General features: G+C 69.3%; 25 protein-coding genes and 1 pseudogene. 14 read left to right on the forward strand and 12 right to left on the reverse strand.

Features of this window, described 5'->3' with window-relative positions:
* Window positions 1-23: 23 nt before the first annotated feature.
* Together CES90_RS21760 and CES90_RS21765 are read right to left on the reverse strand one after the other, a co-directional pair.
* Window positions 24-641: a TOPRIM nucleotidyl transferase/hydrolase domain-containing protein gene (locus CES90_RS21760; protein ID WP_189786352.1), complete on the reverse strand. Its 618-nt coding sequence runs from the start codon at window positions 639-641 to the stop codon at window positions 24-26.
* Between the two features lie 65 nt (window positions 642-706).
* A complete protein-coding gene (locus CES90_RS21765) occupies window positions 707-1,384 on the reverse strand; it encodes an AIM24 family protein (RefSeq protein ID WP_189786351.1) in 678 nt (225 codons plus the stop codon).
* A gap of 102 nt (window positions 1,385-1,486) precedes the next feature.
* Between CES90_RS21765 and CES90_RS21770 the strand changes: the two genes are divergently transcribed.
* Window positions 1,487-2,206, forward strand: coding sequence for an NUDIX domain-containing protein (locus CES90_RS21770; protein WP_189786350.1), 720 nt, complete (start codon window positions 1,487-1,489; stop codon window positions 2,204-2,206).
* Here CES90_RS21770 and CES90_RS21775 read toward each other — a convergent pair.
* Window positions 2,148-2,879 (reverse strand): GbsR/MarR family transcriptional regulator, encoded by a 732-nt coding sequence (locus CES90_RS21775; RefSeq protein ID WP_189786349.1) that lies wholly within the window; start codon window positions 2,877-2,879, stop codon window positions 2,148-2,150. The genes CES90_RS21770 and CES90_RS21775 overlap by 59 nt on opposite strands.
* A gap of 265 nt (window positions 2,880-3,144) precedes the next feature.
* Between CES90_RS21775 and CES90_RS21780 the strand changes: the two genes are divergently transcribed.
* Window positions 3,145-4,374: a serine hydrolase domain-containing protein gene (locus CES90_RS21780; protein ID WP_189786389.1), complete on the forward strand. Its 1,230-nt coding sequence runs from the start codon at window positions 3,145-3,147 to the stop codon at window positions 4,372-4,374.
* A gap of 29 nt (window positions 4,375-4,403) precedes the next feature.
* On the opposite strand, the gene CES90_RS21785 is transcribed toward CES90_RS21780, so the two are convergent.
* Window positions 4,404-5,315, reverse strand: a complete 912-nt coding sequence (locus tag CES90_RS21785) for a LysR family transcriptional regulator ArgP (protein ID WP_189786348.1) — start codon at window positions 5,313-5,315, stop codon at window positions 4,404-4,406.
* Window positions 5,316-5,393: 78 nt separating this feature from the next.
* Here CES90_RS21785 and CES90_RS21790 point away from each other — a divergent pair, with 78 nt between their 5' ends.
* The 3 genes from CES90_RS21790 to CES90_RS21800 all read left to right on the forward strand — a co-directional run bounded on the left by CES90_RS21790 (window position 5,394) and on the right by CES90_RS21800 (window position 8,448).
* Window positions 5,394-5,999 carry a LysE/ArgO family amino acid transporter gene (locus CES90_RS21790; protein WP_373313544.1) on the forward strand — a complete coding sequence of 202 codons (606 nt, stop codon included), beginning with the start codon at window positions 5,394-5,396 and terminating at the stop codon, window positions 5,997-5,999.
* A 99-nt stretch (window positions 6,000-6,098) separates the two neighbouring features.
* Window positions 6,099-7,409 (forward strand): MFS transporter, encoded by a 1,311-nt coding sequence (locus tag CES90_RS21795; protein ID WP_189786346.1) that lies wholly within the window; start codon window positions 6,099-6,101, stop codon window positions 7,407-7,409.
* 70 nt (window positions 7,410-7,479) lie between these two features.
* Window positions 7,480-8,448 carry an aldo/keto reductase gene (locus tag CES90_RS21800; RefSeq protein ID WP_189786345.1) on the forward strand — a complete coding sequence of 323 codons (969 nt, stop codon included), beginning with the start codon at window positions 7,480-7,482 and terminating at the stop codon, window positions 8,446-8,448.
* Window positions 8,449-8,499: 51 nt separating this feature from the next.
* On the opposite strand, the gene CES90_RS21805 is transcribed toward CES90_RS21800, so the two are convergent.
* Window positions 8,500-9,000, reverse strand: coding sequence for a hypothetical protein (locus CES90_RS21805; RefSeq protein WP_189786344.1), 501 nt, complete (start codon window positions 8,998-9,000; stop codon window positions 8,500-8,502).
* Window positions 9,001-9,236: 236 nt separating this feature from the next.
* On the opposite strand from CES90_RS21805, the gene mraY reads away from it, so the two are divergent.
* Complete coding sequence (gene mraY, locus CES90_RS21810; RefSeq protein WP_189786343.1) at window positions 9,237-10,304, forward strand: phospho-N-acetylmuramoyl-pentapeptide-transferase; 1,068 nt, start codon at window positions 9,237-9,239, stop codon at window positions 10,302-10,304.
* A gap of 41 nt (window positions 10,305-10,345) precedes the next feature.
* On the opposite strand, the pseudogene CES90_RS21815 reads toward mraY, so the two are convergent.
* From CES90_RS21815 to CES90_RS21825, 3 genes and pseudogenes are all read right to left on the reverse strand, one after another.
* Window positions 10,346-10,679: pseudogene (locus CES90_RS21815) on the reverse strand (GNAT family N-acetyltransferase); the annotation flags it as partial.
* Window positions 10,680-10,682: 3 nt separating this feature from the next.
* Complete coding sequence (locus CES90_RS21820) at window positions 10,683-11,219, reverse strand: DUF6624 domain-containing protein (protein WP_189786342.1); 537 nt, start codon at window positions 11,217-11,219, stop codon at window positions 10,683-10,685.
* A 14-nt stretch (window positions 11,220-11,233) separates the two neighbouring features.
* The gene (locus tag CES90_RS21825; RefSeq protein WP_189786341.1) at window positions 11,234-11,653 is read right to left on the reverse strand and encodes an ATP-binding protein; all 420 of its coding nucleotides are present in this window, start codon (window positions 11,651-11,653) and stop codon (window positions 11,234-11,236) included.
* Window positions 11,654-12,282: 629 nt separating this feature from the next.
* Here CES90_RS21825 and CES90_RS21830 point away from each other — a divergent pair.
* Together CES90_RS21830 and CES90_RS21835 are read left to right on the forward strand one after the other, a co-directional pair.
* Window positions 12,283-12,498, forward strand: a complete 216-nt coding sequence (locus tag CES90_RS21830; RefSeq protein WP_189786340.1) for a hypothetical protein — start codon at window positions 12,283-12,285, stop codon at window positions 12,496-12,498.
* A gap of 292 nt (window positions 12,499-12,790) precedes the next feature.
* The gene (locus CES90_RS21835; RefSeq protein WP_189786339.1) at window positions 12,791-13,954 is read left to right on the forward strand and encodes a cytochrome P450; all 1,164 of its coding nucleotides are present in this window, start codon (window positions 12,791-12,793) and stop codon (window positions 13,952-13,954) included.
* Here the strand turns inward: CES90_RS21835 and CES90_RS21840 are convergent.
* Window positions 13,944-14,114, reverse strand: a complete 171-nt coding sequence (locus CES90_RS21840; RefSeq protein ID WP_189786338.1) for a hypothetical protein — start codon at window positions 14,112-14,114, stop codon at window positions 13,944-13,946. The two genes, CES90_RS21835 and CES90_RS21840, sit on opposite strands and share 11 nt — an antisense overlap.
* Between CES90_RS21840 and CES90_RS21845 the strand changes: the two genes are divergently transcribed.
* Window positions 14,113-15,633: a cytochrome P450 gene (locus CES90_RS21845; protein WP_189786337.1), complete on the forward strand. Its 1,521-nt coding sequence runs from the start codon at window positions 14,113-14,115 to the stop codon at window positions 15,631-15,633. The genes CES90_RS21840 and CES90_RS21845 overlap by 2 nt on opposite strands.
* Window positions 15,634-16,026: 393 nt before the next feature.
* Here the strand turns inward: CES90_RS21845 and CES90_RS21850 are convergent, their stop codons facing one another.
* Entirely contained in the window at window positions 16,027-17,439 is a 1,413-nt protein-coding gene (locus CES90_RS21850) for a tetratricopeptide repeat protein (protein ID WP_189786336.1), read from the reverse strand.
* Window positions 17,440-17,744: 305 nt separating this feature from the next.
* Here CES90_RS21850 and CES90_RS21855 point away from each other — a divergent pair, with 305 nt between their 5' ends.
* The 4 genes from CES90_RS21855 to CES90_RS21870 all read left to right on the forward strand — a co-directional run bounded on the left by CES90_RS21855 (window position 17,745) and on the right by CES90_RS21870 (window position 20,447).
* On the forward strand, window positions 17,745-18,566 hold the full coding sequence (locus tag CES90_RS21855; RefSeq protein ID WP_189786335.1) for a helix-turn-helix domain-containing protein: 822 nt from the start codon (window positions 17,745-17,747) through the stop codon (window positions 18,564-18,566).
* Window positions 18,567-18,569: 3 nt separating this feature from the next.
* Complete coding sequence (locus CES90_RS21860; RefSeq protein WP_149830514.1) at window positions 18,570-18,815, forward strand: DUF397 domain-containing protein; 246 nt, start codon at window positions 18,570-18,572, stop codon at window positions 18,813-18,815.
* A 239-nt stretch (window positions 18,816-19,054) separates the two neighbouring features.
* Window positions 19,055-19,603: a hypothetical protein gene (locus CES90_RS21865; RefSeq protein WP_189786334.1), complete on the forward strand. Its 549-nt coding sequence runs from the start codon at window positions 19,055-19,057 to the stop codon at window positions 19,601-19,603.
* Window positions 19,604-19,637: 34 nt separating this feature from the next.
* A complete protein-coding gene (locus CES90_RS21870; protein WP_189786333.1) occupies window positions 19,638-20,447 on the forward strand; it encodes an SAM-dependent methyltransferase in 810 nt (269 codons plus the stop codon).
* A 47-nt stretch (window positions 20,448-20,494) separates the two neighbouring features.
* Here CES90_RS21870 and CES90_RS21875 read toward each other — a convergent pair whose 3' ends face one another.
* Window positions 20,495-20,929: an ATP-binding protein gene (locus CES90_RS21875; RefSeq protein WP_189786332.1), complete on the reverse strand. Its 435-nt coding sequence runs from the start codon at window positions 20,927-20,929 to the stop codon at window positions 20,495-20,497.
* 165 nt (window positions 20,930-21,094) lie between these two features.
* Entirely contained in the window at window positions 21,095-22,183 is a 1,089-nt protein-coding gene (locus tag CES90_RS21880) for a glutamate--cysteine ligase 2 (protein WP_189786331.1), read from the reverse strand.
* Window positions 22,184-22,360: 177 nt separating this feature from the next.
* Here CES90_RS21880 and CES90_RS21885 point away from each other — a divergent pair, with 177 nt between their 5' ends.
* Complete coding sequence (locus CES90_RS21885; protein WP_189786330.1) at window positions 22,361-22,594, forward strand: hypothetical protein; 234 nt, start codon at window positions 22,361-22,363, stop codon at window positions 22,592-22,594.
* The last annotated feature ends 13 nt before the right edge of the window (window positions 22,595-22,607 follow it).

The following is a 22,607-nucleotide window of genomic DNA, read 5'->3' on the forward strand; positions in this document are numbered from 1 at the left end:
CATGTTCGTCCATGTTGGAGGGGTCACAGGCTTGTGAGGAGGTCATCGAGGGGAGCCGGTACCTCGTCGAGGTCCAGGGCCTCGACGAGGAGGCGGCCGTAACGGATCTTGCGGCCCTTCTTCGTGCCGAGGAAGCGTCGCAGCTGCTGCTGCCGGGGCCGGCCGTGCTGGGCCGGCTGGCGCGTGAAGGTCTGCCAGGCGCGCGCTTCGTCCTCGGCCTGGATGATCTGTTCGACCCTCGCCTCGCCCAGCGCGCGGATGAGTTCGTCCTCCAGGTCCGAGACGCACACGAAGACGTCCCTGCGTGGCACCCTCGCGCGGTCGAGGCCGCGGTCGAAGTAGGGCCGCTCGCGCTCGTCGCACAGTCCCGTCAGGCGCAGTCCGAGGCCTGTCGGCCCGAGGAGGCCGGCGTAGCGGCCGACGTTCATCGCTCCTCCCATCGACACCACGCACACCCCCTCGGCGGCCAGGTCCCGGCCCTGCCGGGCGGTCAGCGCCTCGACGGCCGCGACGTCGCTGAGTCCTTCCAGCAGGACTGCCGTCCGCACCCCGAGCCGCACAGCCAGATCCCTCACCGACCCGCCGGAACCGCCATCCGCCCAGCTTCTGACCTCGTCCCGGAACATGCTCATGTCGACCATCAGGCGAGTCTGCTACCTCCACCGGCGGCTCGGCACGGAATATTCGGCGTAGAGAGAGCCGATCGTCAGTGCTGCTGGGCCTTCTGCGGAGTCAGCTCGCTCGGCCGTACGACCACGAATCCCTCGCCCTCCAGCTTCAGCTGCACGGCCTCCCCGGAGCCGCCGCGGATCATCGAGCCGAAGGACTGCGAGCGGTGCAGCGAGGTGTGCAGGTTGGCCGTCCAGCCCACGACCGCGTCCGTGTCGGCGAAGACGGGCAGCTGCGGCGAGACGGGGATGACCAGTGGATTGCCGTCACAGATGAGCCCGAGCTTCCCCTGTCCGGTGAAGACGCTGTTGAACAGGCCGCCGCCGGTCATGCCGGCGCCCTTCACCGTCTTGATCTCGTACGACAACGAGGCATCGAAACACAGCACATTGCGCCCGTTGACGGTGAACGTGTCGCCGGGCTCGATGTCGACGATGAAGCAGTTCTGCGCCTCGTGCGCGAACCAGGCCTCGCCCTGTCCGCGCACCGCCATCAGTGGCAGTCCCTCCCCGGTGACCGCGCGCTTGAGCATGCCACCCACGCCCTGGCCCTTGCGCTCGAACTGCAGGTTGCCGCGGTAGGCGATCATCGCGCCCTGCCGGGCGAGCATCTCGCCGTTGACCGCGTACTTGATGGATTTGGCGTTCTGCACGCTCATTCCCGGCGCGTACGCCGGCTGGACCATGTTCTCGTTCGAGAAAAGATCGCTCTTCATAGGGGAATGCTGTCCCGGACGGCCCGATTCCGCCAAGCGACGTGCGCGGCACGTGAGTTGAGGCGCCTGACAACGTCCTGATCGGAATGGTAAAAAGCGGACATGACCAACAAGACCGTCGGCATCGACATCCCGGACCGCCGGGGCCGCACCGGCCTCGACCGCACGGGCCGGGACCTCACCGGCAACCCACGGGTCAAGGTGCGGGACGTGAAACTGCTGTCCTGCCACTGGTACATAGAGCGCACCACGACCTTCGACTTCCAGCATGCCGACGGCACTTGGAGCACCCAGGAACGCGAGACGCACGACCGGGGCAACGGCGCTACCGTGCTCCTCTACGACGCCGAACGTGAAACCGTGCTGCTCACCAGGCAGTTCCGCTATCCCGTGTACGTCAACGGTCATCCCGACGGGATGCTCATCGAGACACCGGGCGGCCTGCTCGACGAGGAGGACGAGCACCCCGAGGTCGCCGTGCGGCGCGAGGTGATCGAGGAGACCGGCCACACCATCGGCGAGATCCAGCACGTCTTCGACATCTACATGAGCCCCGGCTCCGTCACCGAACGCGTCAGCTTCTACGCCGCCCCCTACGGCCCGTCGACCCGTACCCACGAGGGCGGTGGCCTCGACGAGGAGGGCGAGGACATCGAGACCGTCGAACTGCCCTTCCGTCGGGCCCTGAAGATGATCCGCGACGGGGAGATCGCCGACGCGAAGACCATCATGCTGCTCCAATGGGCGGCGCTGGAGGGCCCGTTCAGCGCGGAGGGGGCCCGGCGCTCCGGGAGTCCAGACTCTGTTGCCACTGCTCCATGACCTGCCGGAGAGACTCGCTCACGACGAGCAGGAATCCGGCGGAGGACTCGAAGCGGGCGCCCGCCGGAGTGGCGGGTCCGAGAATCTCGGCTCCGCGCCGCGACGCGGCCGCCAGAGCGTCGTTCATCTGCACCGCCGCGAGGGTGGACCGGAGCCAGATGTCGTCGTCGATGACATAGCGCTCGCGGCGCCCGCCCGGAGTCCGTTCCCGCCGCACTATGCCCTGCTGTTCGAGGAAGGTGACGGCGTGCGAGATCGACGCCGGGCTGACGCGAAGCCGCTGGACCAGATCGGCGGCGGTGAGAGCGCCGGAGTCGGTGATGTACAGGCAGGCCAGCACCCTGGCCGCCATCCGCGGCAGCCCCTGCTGTTCGAGGAGAGCGGTGTAGGACTCCGCGAAGTCCTGGACCGCGCGGGGGTCACGTCCATGGCCGCTGTCGGGAATCGGCGGTGACGGCGGCTGAGCATGTTTGGGCCGGCGCGCACGATGCTGTGTGGCCTCGTGCGCCCGGTCCGCCCGGTAATCGTCCGGTCCGCCGTTGCGGGTGACCTCCCGCATGACGGTCGAGGCGGGCCGCCCCAGACGCCGCCCGATCTCTGTGTATCCGAGCCCCTCGGCCAGCCCCGCGGCGATGTGCTGACGGTCCTCCTCGGTGAGCCTGCCTCCGGGCATCGGTGCTCGTCTCCTGTCTGTCGACATGCGCGGAGCCCGATGTCCGCCGTACACGCCGCTGCGCAGTATGCATTCACGCGGAGCCCATTGCAATCCTGTCCTTGATCGCCATTGCATTCAGCGCCATACTCATTGCAATGACAGTCCCATCTGGCTTGCTCGTAAGCCGATATGGCGGCCTTCAATCGTTGACGGAAGTCTGAACGCAATGTAGCGTCGCGGGCGTTCAGCAGGTCTCGAACATTGACGGGTGGAGAGATTCACGATGGGAAAGAGCGGCAGCGGCTTGTCCGAAGCGGGACTGCGCAGAGTGCGCGACGTGCTGACACGTCATGTCGACTCGGGGAAGATTCCCGGCGTCGTCGCCCTGGTCGGCCGGGGTGATGAGACGCATGTCGAGGCGATCGGGACGATGCGCCATGGCGGTGGCGCGCCGATGCGCCGGGACACGATCTTCCGGATGGCGTCCACGTCCAAGCCGGTCGCGATCGCGGCGGCGATGGTCCTGCTCGACGAATGCAGGCTGCGGCTGGACGACGTGGTGGAGCCGTGGCTGCCCGAACTCGCCGACCGGCAGGTGCTGAAGCGGATCGACAGCGCGCTGGACGACACCGTCCCGGCGCGGCGGCCGATTATCGTACGGGTCCTGCTGACTTCCACCTTCGGCCTTGGCATGGACGTGACCTCACTGGGTACTCCGATCATGGGCGCGATCATCGAGCAGGGACTCACACCCGATCTGCCGGAGCCGATGCCCGAGCCGGACGAGTGGATGCGCCGCCTCGGCACCCTTCCGCTGATGCACCAGCCCGGAGAGCGCTGGCAGTACCACATCAGCAACGATCTGCTCGGCGTGCTCGTCGCCAGGGTCACGGGCCGGCCGTTCGAGACGTTCCTGCGCGAACGCGTCTTCGAGCCACTGGGCATGAAGGACACCGGCTTCCATGTGCCCGCCGACAAGATCGACCGGCTGCCGACTCTCTACGCCCCCGACCCGCGGACCGGAGAGTTCAACGTGTGGGACGAGGCCAAGGGAGGACGCTGGAGCGAGCCTCCGGCGTTCCCGGGCGGCGGCGGTGGGCTGGTCTCCAACGTCGACGACTTCCACGCCTACTTCCGGATGCTGCTGCACGGAGGGACACACGGGAGCGAACGGATCCTGTCCCGGCCCGCCGTCCAGCTGATGACCACCAACCGCCTCACACCCGAGCAGCAAGCCGCCCGACATGCCATGGCCGTGAACAACGTCCATCTGTCGTTCGGCCAAGGGCAGCACGGTGGCTGGGGCTTCGGGATGGCGGTGCGCACCTACCGTGGCGACTACGCTCCCCTCGGCCAGTTCGGCTGGGACGGCGGAGCCGGCACCTCGACCTACGCCGACCCGGCCAACCGGCTCACCGGAATCCTGCTCACCCAGGTCGGGATGACGGTCCCGAATGCGGCGCAGCTGATCCACGACTTCTGGACCACGCTCTACCAGGCGATCGACGACTGACACCGAGCCGGCGTCCCGGTCGAACATGCTCAGCCGTGGAGTGCCGCGGCGCCCGCGGCGGCGACGGCTTCCGCCACGGCCGTGAGCGCGGGGGAGTCAAGCTTCCACTGCTGCCAGAACAGCGGGACGTCCACGCTTCGCTCCGGTGCCAACGCGATCAGCCGACCGTCGTCGAGCAGTGGCTGTGCCTGGGCCTCGGGGAGCATGCCCCAGCCCAGCCCGGCGGCCACGGCGTCGACGAAGCCCTCCGAGGTCGGCACGTAATGCCGGACGGTGCTCGCCCGGTGCCCCCGCTTCAGCCGGCGGACGAACGCGTCCTGGAAGTCGTCGTGCCGGTCGAAGGCCACGACCGGCACATCGGCGATCACGTCCTTCAGCGCCACCTCGGATCCGACGCCGCCGAGCCGGCGCGCGGCGAACGCCGGGCTCGCGACGGGGACGTAGCGCATCCGGCCCAGCGCGCGCACCGAGCAGCCGGCCACCGCGTCCGGCGACGAGGTGACCGCCGCCATCACCAGCCCTTCGCGCAGCAGCCGCGCCGTGTGGTCCTCGTCCTCGCGGCGCAACTCGTAGCAGGGGCGCAGTTCCTCGGGCACCTGGGCGAGGGCGGGCAGGAACCAGGTCGCCAGGGAGTCGGCGTTCACCGCGATCGACACCCGCGTCGTCTCGTGGGAGCCGGTCATGCCGAGCGAGGCGTGGGCGTCGTGTTCGAGCCGGGCCAGCTGACGCGCGAACCGGACGATCACCTCCCCGGAGTCGGTCGGCCGCACCGGCTTCGTACGGACGAGCAGCACGCGGCCCACGCGCTGCTCCAGCGTCTTGACCCGCTGACTCACCGCGGACGGCGTCACATGCAGGGCGCCGGCCGCCGCGTCGAACGTGCCCTCGTCCACCACGGCGAGCAGGGTCCGCACCAGGTCGAGCGGAAGCTGAGACATCACGATTGCTAATCTTACATAAGAATCTTTAGCTGTACTCCTGGTGCTGGCTTTCCTACCGTCGTTCGGGTGTTCAACGAAATGACCGCCCTTGCCGCCGGATTCGGTACCGGCCTCTCCCTGATCGTCGCCATCGGCGCCCAGAACGCCTTCGTTCTCCGTCAGGGCATCCACCGGGACGCGGTGCTCCCCGTCGTGGCCGTCTGCGCCCTCTCCGACGCGGCCCTGATCGCGCTCGGCGTGGGAGGGATCGGCGCCGTGGTCGTCGCCTGGCCAGGAGCCCTCACCGCGGTCGCCCTCGTCGGCGGCGCCTTCCTGTTGGTCTACGGCGTCCTCGCGGCGCGACGCGCCCTGCGGCCCGAGGGGGACGCGCTACGGGCGGAGACCGGCACGGCGGGCTCACGACGCCGAGCCGTCCTCACCTGCCTGGCGCTGACCTGGCTCAACCCGCACGTCTACCTCGACACCGTGTTCCTCCTCGGCTCCATCGCCGCCGACCAGGGCGCCCTGCGCTGGACCTTCGGCCTCGGCGCGGCCGCCGCGAGCCTGTGCTGGTTCACCGGCCTCGGCTTCGGCGCCCGCCTGCTCAGCCGCTACCTGTCCCGGCCATCGGCGTGGCGGCTACTGGACGGTCTGGTCGCCGCGACGATGCTGATCCTCGGCGCCTCCCTGATCGCGGGGGCCTGAACGCCCCCGACGTCCGCCGCCACCCGCATGCCGGGCCGACCACCGTGTGGGCGATAGTGATCCTCGGACCGAACGTTGTAGCGAGCAGCCAGGACACCGGTGGACACGAGCGAGAACAGTACGGGCAGGGACACGGAACCCGACCGCGGGCCGGCGGACACGGGCGGCTCCCGCGGTCGGGGCTGGCGCCACTGGGCGATGGACACCCGCCCCCTGCGCCGCCCCGCCTACCGGCGGCTGTGGTCCTCGACCATCGTCACGGCGGTCGGCAGCCAGCTGACCGCCGTCGCCGTGCCCAAGCAGGTCTACGACATCACCGGCTCCTCGGCATGGGTCGGCTACGCAAGCCTCGCCGGTCTCGTTCCCATGGTGGCCTTCGCGCTGTGGGGCGGCGCGGTCGCCGACAGCGTGGACCGGCGCACACTGCTGCTGATCACCAACACCGGTATCGCCGTCACCTCGGTGCTGTTCTGGGTCCAGGCCGTCACCGGCCTCGAATCCGTCTGGACGCTGATGGTGCTGCTCGCCCTCCAGCAGGCGTTCTTCGGCCTCAACTCACCCGCCCGCAACGCCTCCGTCGCCCGCCTGGTCCCCGCCGACGAACTCGCCGCCGCGGCCGCCCTGGGCTCGACCGTGATGCAACTCGGCCTGGTGGCAGGCCCGTTGCTCGCCGGCGCCCTCATCCCCGTCATCGGCCTGGCCGAGCTGTACCTGATCGACGCGCTGGCCCTCTGCATCACCCTCTGGGCGGTTCACAAGTTGCCCCCGCTTCCGCCCCTGGACACCTCGACGACCCGGCGGGCCGGCTGGCAGGAGGTCGCCGCCGGCTTCCGCTACATCTCCCTGCACAAGGTGCTCCTGCTGTCCTTCCTCGCCGACATCATCGCGATGGTCCTCGGCATGCCCCGAGCTCTCTTCCCCCAACTCGCCGACACGACATACGCCTCCTACGGTGAAGGTCTCGCGCTCGGGCTGCTGTTCGCCGCGATCCCCATCGGCGCCGTGCTCGGCGGGCTGTTCTCGGGCACGTTCTCCCGCTCCCACCGGCACGGCCTCATGGTCATCGCGGCCGTCATGGCCTGGGGCGCGGCCATCACCGGCTTCGGGCTGAGCACCACTCTCTGGCTCGCCGTCGCCTTCCTCGCCGCCGCCGGTGTCGCCGACATGGTCTCGATGGTCTTCCGGGGAGCCATCCTGCTGTCCGCCGCCACCGACGAGATGCGCGGCCGTATGCAGGGCGTCTTCACCGTGGTCGTGGCCGGCGGCCCACGCCTGGCCGACGTCCTGCACGGAACCGCCGGTGCCGCCTTCGGTGCCCGTACGGCCGTCGTGGGCGGTGGCCTGCTGGTCGTCGCCGCCATGCTGCTCCTGGCCGCGGTGACACCGGCGCTGCGCCGCTACCGGATTTGACGGGAGGGACGCGCCCCTCCTCTCGTAGGCTGCGTGGTGGCCCTACACCCCACAGGCAGGAGTGCTGACGATGCGGTACGTGAAGCTCGGCTCGACAGGTCTGGACGTCTCCCGGATCTGTGTGGGATGCATGAGTTTCGGGCTCCCCGACCGAGGCACGCACGAATGGACCCTGGACGACGAGGCGTCACGCCCGCTGATCCGTCAGGCGCTGGACGCCGGCATCAACTTCTTCGACACGGCGAACGTCTACTCCGACGGCACCAGCGAGGAGATCGTCGGCAGCGCTCTCGCGGAGTACGCGCGGCGCGACGAGATCGTCATCGCCACCAAGGTCAACGGCGCCATGCACGAGGGGCCCAACGGCTGGGGCCTCTCCCGCAAGGCCATCATGACGGAGATCGACAACAGCCTGCGCCGCCTCGGCACCGACTACGTGGACCTGTACCAGATCCACCGCTTCGACCCGAACACCCCCGTCGAGGAGACGATGGAGGCCCTGCACGACGTCGTCAAGGCGGGCAAGGCCCGCTACATCGGGGCGAGTTCGATGTACGCCTGGCAGTTCGCCAAGATGCAGTACACCGCCCGACTGAACGGCTGGACGCGGTTCGCCTCCATGCAGAACCACTACAACCTCCTCTACCGCGAGGAGGAGCGCGAGATGCTCCCGCTCTGCGAGGACCAGACCGTCGCCACCCTGCCCTGGAGCCCGCTCGCCCGCGGTCGCCTCACCCGTGACTGGGGCACCGTCACCGAACGCAGCGCGCAGGACAACTTCGGCAAGACCCTTTACCAGGAGGGTGACCGGGAGATCGTCGACGCCGTCACCCGTATCGCCACCGAACGCGGCGTCCCCCGGGCCCGGGTCGCCCTCGCCTGGCTGCTCAGCCGGCCCACGGTCGCCGCGCCCATCGTCGGCGCCACCAAGCCGCACCACCTCGACGACGCCGTCGCCGCCCTCGACATCACCCTCACGGAGAAGGAGACCGAAGAACTCGAGCGGCCGTACACTCCGCGCGCGATCAGCGGCCACTGAGGCCGACGCGGGTAAGGATGAGCGGGCGACCGTAGGGGGAGCCGGCGCCCGTCACGGCCGGGCGTACTCCAGGCGCACGGTGGTGGCGAGCCGGGCGAGCGCCTCCTCGGCGCCCTCGCGGTCGGTCTTGTCCAGGAGAGCGAGGGCGTCGGCCGCCGCCAGTCGCACGCGCTGTGGCACCTCGTCGAGGGCGGCCATGCGGTAGGCGATGGTCCGGCGGGCCTCGCGCTCCTCGGGGGTGACACCGCTCGGCCCGGTGCGAGGGAACACGGCGGCCTCGTACGCGGTCACGTGGATCAGCACACCGTGGGCGATCCCCTCGGCGTACCCCCGCTGCCCCGCCTGCCGCTGCGCGACGGCGAAGTGCGCCATCGCCCGTCGCCGCACGACGAGCGAACCCACCATGCCGACCAGCCCCGCGCACACGGCCGCGCCCAGGGCGACGAGACCCCCGCCGAGCAGCGCGCCGATGAGGGCACCGCCGGCCATCAGCAGGCAGGTGAGCCCGGTGGTGAGCATCAGCAGGGCGCGCGCGGGAGTGAAGGAGGCCATGGCGTGCAGTGTCTCAGTTCCCGCCGACCGCTTGAGCGGAGGGCTGGCCTCCGGCGTCCGGTCGCCGGTTGGTGACCAGCGTTTCGAGTGAACGCGGTGGCGGTGATTCCACTTTTGTGGCCAACTCCCCACCGTCTGACGAAGATCGGAGTCCGCATAGGGTGTGGGCTGACGGCCCGCGAGACCGGTGAGGCAGTCACGTACCCGCACGTGCCCGAGGGGGAGACCGCCGACCGATGAACCAGATCCTGTTCGCCGGGGCCATAGGCCTGTTCCTGACCCTCATCGGCACTCCGCTTCTGATCAAGTTGTTGGCCCGCAAGGGCTACGGGCAGTTCATCCGCGACGACGGCCCCCGCGGCCACCACGGCAAGCGCGGCACCCCCACCATGGGCGGGATCGCCTTCATCCTGGCCACCCTCGTCGCGTACGCCGCGACCAAGGTCGTCACCGGGGAGAGCCCGACGTTTCCCGGGGTGCTGGTGCTGTTCCTGATGGCGGGCATGGGTGCCGTCGGATTCCTCGACGACTACATCAAAATCGTCAAGCGGCGTTCGCTGGGGCTGCGGGCCGGGGCGAAAATGGCCGGCCAGCTGATCGTCGGCGTCATGTTCGCCCTGCTGGCCATCCGGTTCGCGGACGACCGCGGCCAGACACCGGCCTCGCTGAAGCTGTCCTTCGTCACCGACTTCGGCTGGACCATCGGGCCGGTCCTGTTCGTCGTATGGGCCCTGTTCATGATCCTCGCCATGTCGAACGGCGTGAACCTGACCGACGGTCTGGACGGCCTGGCGACCGGCGCGTCGGTCATGGTCTTCGGCGGCTACACCTTCATCGGCCTGTGGCAGTTCCAGAACTCCTGCGCCAACGCCATGGAACTCACCAACCCCGCCTCCTGCATGGAGGTACGCGACCCGCTCGACCTCGCCGTCGTCGCCGCCGCGCTGATGGGCGCCTGCTTCGGATTCCTCTGGTGGAACACCTCACCCGCCAAGATATTCATGGGCGACACCGGCTCCCTCGCCCTCGGCGGCGCCCTCGCGGGCCTGGCCATCTGCTCCCGCACCGAGCTGCTGCTCGCGGTGCTGGGTGGGCTCTTCGTCCTGATCACCCTGTCCGTGGTCATCCAGGTCGGCTCGTTCAAGCTCACCGGCAAGCGCGTCTTCCGCATGGCCCCGCTCCAGCACCACTTCGAACTCAAGGGCTGGTCCGAAGTTCTCGTCGTGGTCCGCTTCTGGACCATCCAGGGCATCTGCGTGATCCTCGGCCTCGGCCTTTTCTACGCGGGCTGGGCAGCGGGCTGAGGCACCGGGCGCGGCAGCGAAAGGGTGGGATGCTCGGTCGGTTACGTGGTTCCAGGGCGGTTCCAGGGCAGTTTCGGCGCCGCCGGCCGGTACACCACCCCGTGTCGTAGCGGGCCCGCCGGGACGGTCGGGTCGTCGAAGTCGGCGGACGGGTCGTGGGTCATGCCGATGTCCACGGCGGCCCGGGCGGCCTCCGTGGCACAGCCGTGTCCCCATGCCGTACGCGCGAGTCGCCAGCCCGCCTCCACGCCGGAGAACGGCAGGTCGTCGTCCCGGGGTCCAGCCCGGTGAATCCGATGAACTCGCCGGTGGCGCGTACCTCCACCGTCCGCCATCCCCGGCCCGCCGGTCGAGGTCGGCCTGGAATCGGGCGACGACTCACAGCCCTCCACTCGCCCCCAACCCGCTCCGCACCGCCCGCAGATGCTCCGTCAGCGGGCCGAGTCCCACGTCGTGACGGCGGTCGTCCACCGTCTCGGGGTTGCGGATCGGGTACGGGAAGAGCGTGGCGGGGTTGATGCGGGTGCCGTAGAACTGCGGCTGGCCCAGTTCGACGGCGCAGTGGTCGGCGATGTAGGCATGGTGCACGGCAGGGCAGCGGCCGTCCGCCACGGCCTCGGCGATCAGATCGCGGCAGGTGAGCTGGAAGCCGAGCTCGGGGGAGTGCAGGAGGATCATGAGGGCCGCGGTGGAGGCGGGCTCACCGACCAGGTCGGCGGTGGGCCAGCCATGGCGGGCGACGATCGCCCGGAGAGCGTCCGCGTTGCCGGCGCGGCACTCGGCGATACGGCCGCGGGCCTGAGTGGTGGGGGCCGACCGCGCCTCCTGGGCCAGCCGCCGCTCGTCCTCGGCCCGGCAAACCAACTCGGCGGCGAGGGCCTGTTCGTGAGGCGCCGCGTGGGATGTGTGTTCCATGGCCGGGGCGTCCTTCACGTCGGCTCCCGGACGGTGAGCGAGAACCACACCTTCTTGCCCACGTCCCCGGGATCCGGCGGATCCGTGCCCCAGTCGTCGGCCAACGCGGCGACGATGGACAGCCCCCGTCCTGACTCGGCGGCCCCGTCCACCGTCCGAGGCAGCGGAAGCGTGGGCGAGGGGTCGGCGAGTGTCACCCGCAGTTCGTGCTCGAGGCATTCGAGGCTGACGGCGATGGTGTCGGTGGGACCGGAGCCCGTGTGCCGGACCGCGTTGGTGAACAACTCGTCCGTGGCGAGCACGACATCGTCGAGGATCGTGGTGAGCCCCCAGAGCGTGAGATGCGCGGCCACCGTGCGCCGCACCCCGGCGGCGCACGAGGGGTGCGCGGGCACCGCCATCTGGAAGAGGCGGGACCGCCTGAGCGAGATCAAGGCAGCACCACCGCGTCCGCGGCTCGGTCACTGACTGCCGTCATCGAGTTCCTCCCAGGTGTGCGGTCCGCCGGTGCTGTTGTCGAAGACAACAGCACCGGACACACGAAACACCAGGTGGTGGAGGGGTTGTGCGGTTGCGGGCGGGTAGTGGCGTGAGCTGTGTGTTCGCCACCATGGTGAACGTCGACGAGAGCCCGCACCGACAGGAGCGGCACGTCCCCGCCGGATGGCCCGGCTGCCACTTCCCGCAGACCTTCCCCCTGCCGGATGGAGCGCTCAACTCGTATGACAGGTACGGCGGTTGGTGTGTGACGGGGCAGAATGGTTATTGCACTCTCAAGTAGCGCGCCTGTACTGTCACCGACGGTTGGATCAAGGACGCGGAGGTTCGCTACTCCCCACCAGCATGCCTGTGATGCGCTGCTCGGCTCCCCCTCCCTCTGGACCCGTCTGCTAGAGAGGCTGGTACACGCATATGGCTCATTCCCTCGTCGATTTACCGACCGCCCACGCCGTACAGGACCCTGGCCGGACTGCCTACTGCTACTTGGTCACAGGGGACAGTGACGAGGAGACCTACGACATCTCGTACGGACGTCTCGCGGAACGGGTACTAGGCCTGGGGCATGGGCGCTTCGCTCTTCGTGCACGATCACATCTCTGAGCCGTCGCATCGAGCCGGCCTGGAGCGCCGTGCGCTGCACGACATCGGCCATCGTTGCCGTGCGCTGCCGCAGAACGCCCTGGATGACGCCGGACGTATCGACACACCGGTGCTGTTGCTCGTCGGCAGCGAGAACGGGCTGTGGCTGGACTCCCAAGCGCTCTTCCACGAATCCTGACCACCCGTCAGCCGCAACTGCACGTGCCGTACACGCAGATCCCGCACTACGGCCATCTCGACACGTTCATCGGCCGGGGCGCCGCCCTCGACGTCTTCGGGCACATCCCGGAGCCCGGCACACCCGGTGGCCTGTGCCGAACCACGTGCAACCGAGCCAACAACGAAAAGGGTTTCAACAGCAGCGCATTGCATCACCCCGAGTTGAAACAACAAGAACCGCTCGATCACCCGGAGAAAAATTGTCCCGCGAGAAGACTGATATCAGCCCCAGCGAGTCGTCACTCGCCCCCATGCACTGCACTCGCGTCAAGGAACCGCTCGGCCCGCCCTTCCTCACCGAGTTGGGCACGGGAACACCGGTGTGGGTGGTCCAGCGCCACGAGGACGTACGTCAGTTGCTGACTGATCCTCGGTTGAACCGAGCCCACCTCTACGCTCCCGGCGCACCCGCGCTCACCCTCTACCCGAACCTGCTGGACAACCCCGCCATCCTGAACAACCTGGACGGCCCGGAGCACCGGCGGCTGCGCCGCACCGTAGGCAGAGCGTTCACACCGCGCGCCCTCGCCCGCTGGCGCCCCTGGATTTCCTCGGTGGTCGACGACCTGATCGACCGGCTCATCGAGAGTGACCGGCCGACAGACCTTGTTGACGGCTTCGTCCGCTCGCTCCCCATCGCGGTGTTCAGCCGTCTGATGGATCTCGACGATCTCGACCGCGAGCGCCTGGCCTACTGGGGTGACCATGCCTTCGCCACCACGGCGTTTGCGCCGCAGGAGGTCCAGAAGGCGATGGAGGACTTCATAAACTTCGGCATCGGCTTGGTGGCCCAGCGACGTGCCGAACCCGGCGAGGATTTGGTCAGCTCGCTCATCCAAGCTGCCGACGAGGACGGCGAGGTGACGGAGCTGCACATCGTCTCTCTCGTCATCCTGCTGGTGATGGCAGGCCATGAGGTCTCGACGACCGTGTTCGGCAATACCATGGTCTATCTGCTCACCGACGGCCGTGATACCTGGCATGAGCTGGGAAAGAACGAGGCTGTGGTCCCGGCTGCGGTCGATCAGCTGTTACGCGGTATCGCGATCAGCGACCGCGACGTACTCCCGGGATTCCTGCGCCGGGCGGTGGAGGACGTGGAGATCGGTGGGGTACTGATCCCGGCGGGGAGCGTGGTCGCGGCCGATACGGTCATGGCCAACCTGGACCCGGAGGTCTATCCGGAGGACTGGCGTGCCGAACCCTTCACTCCGCCGGCCACCCCTCATCTGGCCTTTGGCGCCGGTCCGCACTACTGCCTGGGAGCCTGGCTGGCGAAGATGGAGATGGAGTTGGCCCTGCACCGGCTGCCCAAGCGCCTGCCCGGGTTGAAGCTGGCCGTGGCCCCCGAGGCGATCGACTGGCGGCGGGGCCTGCTCACGCGCAGCCCACAGACCCTCCCGGTCACCTGGTGACGTAGCCGGGAGAGGAGCGCACTTCGGCGCGGATCACCCGCGCCGCGCCGACACCGGGCCGCTGCTGCAACGGCCCGGTGCGGGCCGGGGGAGTGCGCTCAGCACATATGCAGTCCGCCGACACGTTCGATCCGTCGTTGGGGAAAGGGAGATCGGTCATGGCGAGGCAGACCGGCAGCACCACACGGGGGGACGTGCCCGACGGGGGACGCAGCGCCGAGCTGGGCTGGCCCGAGTTGCGTCGCATCCCCCATCCGCCGTACCGGATACCGGTGCTCGGTGACATCCTCGGGGCGAGTCAGCGCACTCCTTTGCTGAGCACCATGAAGTACGCCGGCCTGGGACCGATCTTCCGTTGCAAGGTGTTCCGCAAGGAGTTCGTGTTCGTGTGGGGGGCCGAACTTGCTGCGGACATCGCGGACGAGACACGGTTCGGCAAGCACATAGGGCTGGGGATCGCCAGCCTGCGGGCAGTGGGCGGAGACGCTCTGTTCACAGCGTACGACCACGAACCGAACTGGCGGCTGGCACACGACGTGCTGACGCCCGGGTTCAGCCGGGAGGCCATGGCGGTCTACCACCCGATGATGCTGGACGCCACCGACCGGCTGACCGCTCACTGGGACAGGGAGCTGGCCGCGGGCGGGCCGGTGGATGTGCTCGGGGACATGACCAAGCTGACTCTGGAGATCATCGCGCGCACCGGATTCGGGCATGACTTCGGCTTGTTCGAACTGGACCGTCCTCATCCATTCGTGACTGCGATGATCGGAACACTCACCTACGCCCAGTATCTCAACAGCACTCCGTTCCCGGGGCTGGCAAAGGGTGCCGCACGACGTAACGAGGCCGACATCGCCTACCTCAACCGCACCGTCGACGACATCGTTCGGGCCCGGCGCGACGCCGGCGGCGGGAACGGGGACCTGCTCGACCGGATGCTCGACACGCCCCACCCCGAGACCGGTGAGCGGCTCTCCGCCGAGAACGTGCGCCGGCAGATCCTCACCTTCCTCGCCGCCGGTTACGACACCACCTCAGGTACCCTCTCCTTCGCCCTGCACTACCTGTCCGCCAACCCGGAGATTGCGGCCCGAGCCCGGGAGGAGGTGGACCGGGTCTGGGGGGACACGGCGGTTCCGGCATACGACCAGGTGGCCAAGTTGCGCTATGTGCGCAAGGTGGTGGACGAGACACTGCGACTGTGGCCGACGGCGCCCGTTCTGATGCGGGAGGCCCGGCAGGACACGGCGCTCTGCGGTGAGCATCCGATGCGGCGCGGTGCCTGGGCGCTGCTGCTCACACCATTGCTGCACCGCGACCCCGGGGTTTGGGGCGCAGACGCGGAGCGGTTCGATCCGGGCCGGTTCGACGCGGCGGCCGTGCGCGCGCGTCCCGCGCACACCTACAAGCCGTTCGGTACGGGGGCTCGGGCCTGCATCGCACGCCAGTTCGCGCTCCACGAGGCCATGCTGGTGCTCGGACTGCTGCTGCGCCGCTACGAGCTGCGGCCCGACCCGGGGTACCGGTTGAGCGTCGCCGAGCGGATGACGCTGATTCCGGAGGGGCTGCGGATCCGTCTGGACCGGCGGCAAACGCCCCCTGTCCCCACCCGGACGACCGTGCCGGACGAGGACATGCCAGAATCCCGCTGTCCAGTGCATCCCACGGATGGCTGATGGCCGACGCCCCGGTAGGCGCCCCTCGACCGATCGGCCGCCCCACCCGCATCACCGCCGCCCGTCGGCTGGACCGATTCCTACGCCTACGACGCCGCGGACAAGGCGAAGTTGCCTCACCGGTCCCCGCCGCTCACGCCGCCCCGGTGCCAGGTTGCACAAGGCGTCGAGTTGGATGCCGACGTACTCGAAGCCGTCCGGGGTGGTGAGCAGCCGAAGCGGGCTGGAGCGAGCAGGCGCGATCCGGCCGGTACTCCGCTGCCGACGTCAACATGGCCGGCCGCATCTCCCACAGTGACTTCGCGATTGCCCTGCTCGACGAGATCGACACTCCTCAGAACCATCGCACGCACATCCACAGCCATTGAGCCCAGGCGCCTCGCCCGGCCGCCGTCAGGCGGCCACCCCCAGCACCACCCGTGACCGCCGCTCGAAGTCCTGCACGAGGGGCTCGTGGCGACGGGACGCCAGTCTCCCGCGGAAGTCGCGCAGGGCCTGGATGGACCGCTCGCTGTGCACCCCGCTGAGTGCCTCCAGAGCGTCGGTGGCCGTGGCGACAGCCTCGTCCAGACGGTTCTGCTGCAGATGGGCCGTCGCCAGTACGGACCGGCTGATGGCCTGGCGCCGGCGCCGGTCGGCGTGGGCGCGCACCGACTCGCCCGCGGTGTGCTCGGCCTGCGCGGCAAGGCCCAGGTCGCGGAAGCAGACGGCGGACTCGGCCTGGAGGTAGTGGTGGTCCAGGAAGCGCACCCAGGGCGACTCCTGGGCGGCGTCGCGGCTCGCGTCGAGCTGCTTCTCCGCCGCGCGCAGGGCTTCGGCGGTCTCCCGCGGCCGGCCCAGCGCCGCGTGGCCGCGCGCGGTCATGGCGTGCAGCCGCATCAGGCCGAGCGGACTGCCCGCGTCCTTGGCGGTCGCGACCCCGGCCCGGGCCAGGGCCACACCCTCGTCGGGACGGCCCAGGCTGGTCGCCAGATGGGACAGCCCGGCCAGGATCTGCCCGCCCAGTACACGGTCGCGGCCCTCCGCGCAGAGCCTGAGCGCCTGCGTCATGTACCGCTGGGCCAGGCCGTACTCCCCGGCGTCGTACGAACTCCAGCCCGCCATCGCGGCGAGCCGGGCCGCGGCGGCGAACAGTTCCCGCCGCTGGTTCGCGGGCGTGCCACGCTGTTGCAGCAGGGGGATGACCTGGGCGGTCAAGTACTGCACGATGCTCGTGCGCACCCCGCCGCCGCCGTAGTGGTTGTCCATCTCGTCGAACATGCGGATCATCGCGTGGACCTGCTCCACCGGCCCGGCACCCGACACGGACGTCGGACGGGTGGTGTCGCGCTCTTCCACCAGCCAGAGCAGCCAAGCCCGCTGAGGGTTCGTCAGCGCGCCCGGCACGAACGGCACCGAGCCGAGCAGACTGCGCCGGGAGATGTCGGTGGAACCCAGCTCGGCCAAGGTGTGCAGTGTCTCCGCCACGTTCTCCCCGTACTGCAACGCCCGCCCCGTCACCGGTCGCCCGCGATCGAGGGGGAAGCCCAGATCCGCCGGCGTCAGCGCGCGGCCCAGCCGCTCACCGAGCACGGCCGCGATCAACTCCGGTGTGCTGCCGCGCGGTTGCTGGCCCTGGAGCCAGCGGGTCACCGACGCCTTGTCGTAGTTGGTCTCCAAGCCCTGACAGCGGCCCAGCTCATTGACCCTGAGGGCGAGGGAGGCGTACGAGCAGCCGGCCTCCTTCAGCGCGGCCGCCAGGGGCTTGTTGGGCCCGCCGGTTCCCTTGACCGGGTTCCTCGGTAATCCGTTCGTCACGGCGGCCATCCAGGTGTCGCATCGTGTCGGCGCGTGTCTTGACCCGGTGCCCGCCGTGGCGCCAACTCCTGGGCGGGCCGGAGGAGTTCGAGGGACGCTGCCCGCAATGTGCGGCAGGTCACTCGCTCACTATGGTGGCCGAACAACTCGGCCCGCAACCTGCGTTCTGATAATTTCAAAATGAAGTGCATGGAACTGTCCGTGTCAATGGATCGCGTGGCACACTGCACGCTGTGAATCCCGCCCCGGGAGGTTGCGCGTGAGTGAGACCCGCGTCGGAGGGAGCGCCCCCGCGGCGGCCCACTGTCCTGCGCATGGTTCTCGGCAAACGGCTTCGGCAGCTGCGGGAGCAGGCCGGAGTGTCCTTCGACGAGGCCGCCCGTGCCATCGAGGTCACCGCCCTGACGGTCCGTCGTATGGAGAAGGCCGAGGTCGGCCTCCGTATCCCCTACGTCAAGGAGTTGCTGCGCACCTACGGAGTCTCCGGCAACGAGATCGAGGACTTCCTCTCCCTCGCCCGGGAGGCCAACCAGCCGGGCTGGTGGCACAAGTTCCGCGACGTGCTGCCCGAGTGGTTCAGCGCGTACGTGAGCCTGGAGAGCGAAGCCGCCGTCATCCGCCTCTACGAACCCCAGTACGTCCCCGGCCTGTTGCAGACCCACGACTACGCCGCCGCCCTCATCCGCGTCGGCTTTCCCAACGCGAGCGCCGAGGAGGTCGAGCGGCACGTCACGCTGCGCCTCAGACGCCAGGACCTGCTGGTCAAACCCGAGGCGCCCGCCATCTGGGCCATCCTCGACGAGACCGTGCTGCGCCGGGCGGTCGGCGGCCCCGCCGTGATGCGGGCACAGATCGACCGGCTCGCCGAGGCCACGGAACGACCCAAGGTCAGGATCCAGATCATGCGCTTCGCGGCCGGACCGCACCCCGGCGCGTACGGCCCCTTCCACTACTTCCGCTTCGGCTTCTCCGAACTCCCCGACATCGTCTACACCGAAGGCCTCGCGGGCGCCCAGTACGTCGACCAGCCCGCCGACGTCGTCACCTACCTGGAGGTACTCGACCGGATGTCCGTGCAGGCGGAACCGGTGGCCCGAACCAGGGACATCCTGGCGGAACTACGCAAGGAGTTGTGAACCATGGCACCCAACGGCCCCATCCGCAGCGGCATCCCCGCTCCCGACCTCGGCCCCGAGGGCTGGCACAAGCCCTGGAGCGGCACCAACGGCGGTTCCTGCGTCGAGGCCAAGCGCCTGCCCGACGGCAGCGTCGCCTTCCGCCAGTCCACCGACCCGGACGGCCCCGCCCTCGTCTACTCACGGGAGGAGATGGTGGCGTTCCTGGAGGGCGCGAAGGCCGGCCAGGCGGACTTCCTCATCGCTTGAGGCATCGCACGGATCGCAGGCGTGCGTCTGATGGCTGTGTGGCGGGACGCCTTCGCGGACGTCCGGAGGGTCCCGCCGGATCACTACGCCTTCACAACCTGACAACCCCCGCACGGGCTCCCGCCATCGCCAACCCCCGTACACACTGGGGGAGTTGGAATCAGCCGCGCTCCACGCGAAGGGAGCGGCATGCGTACGCCGCCTCGTGTCCCGGGCCGGGCCGCTCCCGAGGGGCGGGGATGACCCCGCCACCGACACTCACCCCGTACCGCACGCTGATCATCGAGGGGCGCGAAGGGCTCGGCCGGGCCCGCCTGATCGCCGAACTGGCCCACCTGGGCTTCCAGATCCGGCACATGCCGCCCGGCCTCCACCACCTCGACCCGGCCCTGCCCTACCGCGAACTCCTCGCCGGACCGGGCAGGTTGGCCGTCGACAGCGGACTGATCGCGGAACTCGTCTATGGCCCGCTGCGCCGCGGCCGCTCCCGCGTGACCTGGATCCAGGCCCTGGACTTCGCCGAGGCGGTGGCCGAACGCGACGGCGCCATGCTCCACCTGACCTCGAGAGCAGACCGCGCCGCGTACGAGCAGAGCCCGGAGCAGGGGTGTGGGCAGGGCACGGAGGCCATGGAGGCCGCCCTCGCCTACGCCCGGGCGTTCCACACCCTCGCCCAGCATGTGCCGGTCGTGACCATCGGCGTCGGCGAGCCGGGCCGACCCATCCGTGCCCCGGCCTCTCGTCAGCCGCAACCATGGCGAAAAACAGGGCAGTTGACGGTAGGTTAGCGAAGACGACGCGATGTGAGGCAGGAGAGTTCCCATGGCAGACGGCCACCCCACTCCCGACCAGGAAGCCCTGTCGAAGATCGACACCACGGTGCCGCACTCGGCCCGTATCTGGAACTACTGGATGGGCGGCAAGGACAACTACGAGGTCGACCGCGTCGCCGGCGACGCCTACCGGGAGATCGCCCCCAACATCGAGACGATGGCCCGCGCCTCCCGCGTCTACCTCATCCGCACGGTCACCTTCGTGGCCCGTGAGCTCGGCATCCGCCAGTTCCTGGACATCGGCACCGGCCTGCCGACGTACGACAACACCCACCAGGTCGCCCAGAAGGTCGCCCCCGAGTCCCGCATCGTCTACGTCGACAACGACCCCTTGGTCCTGCGCCACGCCCAGGCCCTGCTCACCAGCACCCCCGAAGGCACCACCGACTACGTCGACGCCGACCTGCACGACCCCGAGGCCATCCTCGAAGCGGCCGGCAAGATCCTCGACTTCGACAAGCCGGTGGCCCTCATGCTGATGGGCATCCTCGGCCACATCCAGGACTACGAGGAGGCGAAGGACATCGTCCGCCGCCTCCAGGCGGCACTGCCCTCGGGCAGCTACTTCGTGCACTACGACAGCACTGACACCGACGCCGAACTCAAGCGCGCCCAAGAGGGCTACGACGACACCGGCGCCGTCCCGTACGTACTGCGCAGCCCCCGCCAGATCGCCGCGTACTACGAGGGACTGGAACTCCTGGAGCCCGGCATCGTCTCCTGCCCCCTGTGGCGACCCGAGCCGGGGACGACTCCGGAGCCGACGGACGTGTACGGCGGAGTGGCCTTCAAGCCGTAGCGCACCGGTCGACGGCCTGATCAGCCGGGTTCTCCGGAGACCGGACCTCACCAGGGCAGGAACACATGGATGTCCTTGCCCTGGTCGTGCGGCACCACGCTCACCTCGTCGCAGAGGGTCTGGATCAGGTACCAGCCGATGCCGCCGCCCCCCTTGCCGGCGTGGAAGGGCCGCGGCGTCGGCGAGGTGGTGCTGGTGTCCCGCAGCATCGCGTGCACACCGTCATGGGTGCGCCGCATGGTCAGTCCGAAGGGACCGGGGGCGTACTGCACCGCGTTCGCGGCCAGCTCGGTCACCACCAGCAGGATGTCGTCCCAGTGCTCCAGGGCCGCCGGTGGCGAGGTGCGTGCGAGCGCGTTCAGGAACTCCTCGGCGACCGTGCGGGCGCTCGTCACGTCGCCGAGTTCTCCCTCGAAGTCGGCGTGCCGGCTCCGGATCTCCTCGGCAGGTGCCCTCTCGTCCCTGTGCGGTTCTCTCGCCATCTCGTCTTTCCGCTCAGCGCTCCGAGGCGGACGCGATGTCGCGTACTCCTCCGACGCTCGTGTATCCCAGGAAAGGAGTGGCTACGCGTTCGAAAGACCGGGGAACTGTGTGGTCCCGAGGGAAGGGAAGGAGACTTCCGGTGGATGTGGGCCGGACTCCACACCTCAGGCCTGCGTATGCCGTACGCACGCGACGACCACCTCGCGCAGGCTTCCCGTCCGTTCCATCACCTCCCGCTGCACCCGCGCACCGTTGCCGCGCCGCATGAGCGCGGCGACGGCCTCGTGGGCCCGGTCGAGGTCACCGTTGTCGTCGAGCGCGTCCCCGATGTGGTCGAGCAGGGCGCGGATCACGTCGACGGCGGGCCTGGGCCGCATCGTCGGGGGATCCAGGAGGTTCTCCGAGAGGCCGGACCGGGCAGCTCGCCACGTTGCCAGCCGGAGCAGTCCCGCGGTGTGCCCGAACGGCTCCCGGCCCGCCTGCCACTCCCGTGCCGCCGTGTCGACGAGGCCCCGGGCGATGGCCGCGACCAGGACTGCGGTGTCGGGGTGCAGACACACGTCCGCGACCCGGATCTCGACGGTCGGATACCGCTGGGACAGCCGCGCGTCGAAGTACACCATGCCCTTGTCGAGCACGACCTCCGTGGCCATCAGGTCCGCGACGCACTGGTGGTACCGCTCGGCCGAGCCGAAGATCTCCGCGGGGCCCGCCATCGGCCACAGATCCCACACCTGGCTGCGGTAACTGGCGTACTGGGTGTCCAGGCCCTGCCAGAACGGCGAATTCGCACTCAGCGCCGTCAGGACGGACAGCCACGGCCGGATACGGTCCAGGACGGCGACACCCTCGTCCTCGGACTCCACGGAAACATGGACATGGCAACCGCAGACGAGCCGTACCTGGGTGGCCAGGCCGAACTCCCGCGCCATCCAGAGATACCTGCTGTTCATGGTGATCGTCGGTTTCACGGGCAGCGGCGACGTGGCCAGGGCCACCACCGCCCCGCCGAGCCCCTCCGCATGGCGCGCCGCGTCCTTGCGGCAGCGGATGATCTCGGCCCCCAGGTCCGCCATCTTCGACTGCGGGTGCGTGGCGAACTCGACCTGCTCGTCGTGGAGCTCCTTCTCGAACACGTCCTGTCCCGCGCCCTCCTGCGCAGCGCGCGCGAGCACCGCCGTGGCCCGCGCCTGGGGCTCGCCGGTCTCGGGATCGACCAGGAGGAGTTCCTCTTCCACTCCGACCGTACGCACGTCATGTGGCCCTTCTGCGCTAGGTGGTGAAAGCCGTGTTCCCTCGGACGACGCCGGGACACCTCGCCGTATGCCGAGGTCGCCGTGTACGCGGCGACGGTACGGGTACCCGTTCGGCGCCCCGGGAGCCGTGCCGGGCAGACACGGCCCTCTGCCCCCACCATGGAGGAGATGAACGTGACCAGCACCACGGAGACCGGCCACGTGACCGGCACCCCCGACAAGGACTACGACCTGATCTGGTACGTCGAGGCCTGCCTGGAGAACACACTGCGTCTTGAGACCTACATCCAGGACGCGGAGCGGGCGAAGGACACCGAAGTGGTGGAACTGTTCCGCAAGGCCCAGGCAGACAGCCGCAAGGGCGCCGAGCTGGGCAAAGAACTCCTGAGCCGACGCCTGAGCCGTTGAGGCCCCGCCCCGG

The sequence above is a fragment of the Streptomyces capitiformicae genome (genome assembly GCF_002214185.1).
GTDB lineage: Bacteria > Actinomycetota > Actinomycetes > Streptomycetales > Streptomycetaceae > Streptomyces > Streptomyces capitiformicae.